This is a genomic window from Syntrophorhabdaceae bacterium (assembly GCA_028713955.1).
Classification (GTDB): Bacteria; Desulfobacterota; Syntrophorhabdia; order Syntrophorhabdales; family Syntrophorhabdaceae; genus UBA5609.
In genome coordinates this window covers 1-2959 of the sequence record JAQTNJ010000328.1, presented here as the reverse complement: position 1 = coordinate 2959, position 2959 = coordinate 1, and the positions used below count along the sequence as shown (strand labels likewise).

The 2959-nt window shown below is 51.1% G+C and carries 2 protein-coding genes; both read left to right on the top strand.

The features are described 5' to 3' along the window. Positions 1–472: DUF1460 domain-containing protein (locus tag PHU49_16535; protein ID MDD5245617.1), on the top strand; the 472-nt coding region annotated here is incomplete at its 5' end. 535 nt (positions 473–1007) lie between these two features. Continuing rightward, positions 1008–2924, top strand: coding sequence for an ATP-dependent zinc metalloprotease FtsH (ftsH, locus tag PHU49_16530; GenBank protein ID MDD5245616.1), 1917 nt, complete (start codon positions 1008–1010; stop codon positions 2922–2924). Positions 2925–2959: the final 35 nt, after the last annotated feature.

The window sequence follows — 2959 nt, the reverse complement described above, 5'->3', positions numbered from 1 at the left end:
AATCCGGTACCGGAACGGGACGATCTCCTATCAGACCAGGAACCACTTCTTCACCGATTGGTGTAAATTCAACAAAGACCTCGTCGAAGATGTTACCGAGCAGGTCTCGCCCTTCTGGTCCCGGAAGGTTCAAAAGATCCTGAACAGGAAAGAAGACGGCACACTGCTTGTGAAGGGGATAGCGCCGGCTGCGCGAACATTATGTTACATCCCGACAGACACCATCGACAGCGAAACCATGAACAGGCTCAGTACGGGCGATTACCTGGGAGTATACACTGACGCACCGGGGCTTGACGTGACCCATGTGGGGATCTTAGTTCGAATGGACGACGGACTTTATCTCCGGCATGCTTCGTCGCTCAAGGAATTCCGGCAGGTCATCGATCAGGACTTCAGGCATTACATCTCGACGAAACCCGGCATCATCGTCTTAAGACCGAAGACACAGCAAGAAGGGTTTTTAGTGTAAGGATGGGCATCGGCGTGGGACTTTCCCCGCAAACACGCAGAATAAAGTCAGTGAATAGTAAGAAACAAAATAAGCAATTCCTTTAAGAAGTTTTTCTCTCTGCTCTTAGCTCTCCGCTCTCTGCTGCCTTTCCCTCACGACGGTTTGCTACAGGGAAGCCCGACACCGACGCTCCCTAATTTGCCAGAGTCAATGATAAAGATTTGGCCCCATTACCCCAATTTACCGGAGTAAGTTCACTTTGAACCAACGTCCCCTTTATCCCTGTCAGTGGGGAAGTGCTCTGTCACGTCAGTCAACTACGTTATATATTCCTTGTCCCTGAATGTGCTCTAATTGACTAACGTGATGGAAACATATCTCGTCGAAAATCCAAAATCCACAGTTGAACCATGTTATAGTAACAAAATGCCAGCTACCGGAGTTAAAATGGAGAACCAAACTGCGTTTTGCCAACAGGTCTCACCAAAAACGTGGTACCATGATAGCACAGTTACACTTTTATTATCCCTGATAACTGTATGGAGGAGGAGATATGCCGTCTGACGATGAAAAAGGACCAATGGAGGAATTCAAGGATAAATTACATTCCCTCTTCGGTTCCCAGGACCCCCAGAAAAAACAGGGAGGCTTGCCCCCCAAGACTCATTTCAGTATCTGGTATTTTCTGATTGCCATGCTCTTAATCATCTACCTGCAACAATACCTCTTTGCTCCCAAGGTGGAGACTATTCCGTACGGTCAGTTCAAACAGAGCCTGGCCGAAGGAAACGTGGATAAACTGACAATCAGTCCGGAGAGTATCACGGGTACGCTCAAAGGAAAAGACCAAAAACAGGGTCGGCAGTTCATCACCATTCGGGTGAACGACCCCGGTCTTGTGAAAGATCTGGATGAACACAAGATCGATTATTCGGGACATTATGATAGTAAATTCCTGAGCAGTATCCTTTCCTGGATTCTCCCCATTGCAATTATGCTCCTCATCTGGCGATATGCCATGAAAAAGATGGGGCCGGGGATGGGGGTCATGTCCTTCGCCAAGAGTAAAGCAAAGCTCTTCGCGGAGAATGAGACGAAGGTCACCTTCGCCGACGTGGCGGGCATCGACGAGGCTAAGCAAGAACTTCAGGAGGTGGTGGAGTTTTTGAAGAATCCGGAGAAATTCCAAAAACTTGGAGGGAAGATTCCCAAAGGTGTCCTTCTCGTTGGCGCGCCGGGCACGGGCAAAACCCTTCTGGCCAAGGCAGTTGCCGGGGAGGCGAAGGTGCCTTTCTTCAGCATCAGTGGGTCTGAGTTTGTGGAGATGTTCGTCGGCGTCGGGGCATCTCGTGTCCGCGATCTCTTCTCCCAAGCTACCGGGCAGGCCCCCTGTATCATTTTCATCGATGAACTGGATGCGCTCGGCAAGGCACGGGGAATGAATGTCTTCGGCGGAAATGACGAACGTGAGCAAACACTCAACCAACTCCTGGTGGAAATGGACGGATTCGAATCGAACAAAGGGGTTATTATCATGGCCGCCACCAACAGACCGGAAATCCTCGATCCTGCTTTGCTACGGCCAGGAAGGTTTGACCGGCAGGTCCTGGTTGACCGTCCGGATATAAACGGGCGGGAAGCAATCCTGCGCATACATTCAAAAAACGTTGTTTTGGGTCCTGACGTGGATGTCCGGAAGATCGCTGCCCTCACCCCTGGATTTGTAGGGGCTGACCTCGCCAACCTCGTCAACGAGTCTGCCCTGTTGGCCGCCAGGAAAAACAAGGAAGCAGTCGGGTCAGCGGAGTTCGATGAGGCCATCGACCGGGTGGTGGGCGGACTGGAAAAAAAGAACCGGGTGATGAATCAACAGGAGAAGGAGATTGTCGCTTTTCACGAGTCCGGACATGCGATTGTTGCTGAGTCTGTTGAACATGCCGATCCTGTCCATAAGATCTCTATTATTCCCCGGGGAATTGCGGCTCTCGGATATACCCAGCAGCGGCCCACGGAAGATCGCTATTTAATGACGCGTCCCGAGTTACTGGACCGTCTGGCAGTTCTCCTGGGGGGCAGAGTGGCAGAGGAATTGATTTTCGGAGATGTCTCCACGGGTGCCCAGAATGATTTGCAGCGGGCAACAGATATTGCACGATCCATGGTCACGGAATACGGCATGAGCGATCTTTTGGGACCGGTGACCTACGAACGCCCCCGTCAACCCATGTTCCTCCCGGAAAATTATACTCCCGGCAAAACCTATAGCGAGACAAAGGCGGCCCAGATTGATGAGGAAATATCCCGGATGATGTCCGATGCCCATGAAAGGGTGCGCAGCATCCTTTCGGAACGTAGAAAGGTCCTTAACGATCTGGCCCATCTTCTTACCGAGAAGGAGATTATACAGGGAGAGGAACTGAGAAAGATGTTATCCGACTACGCACCGGGAAGAGCCGCGAAAGGGGCATAGGAGAGGAGGCTATGTTGTAACATTGCACAACGACG

What these genes read in the sequence shown, in the direction of transcription:
- ftsH (MDD5245616.1), top strand. Translation starts at nt 1,008, where the DNA reads ATGCCGTCTGACGATGAAAAAGGACCAATGGAGGAATTCAAGGATAAA.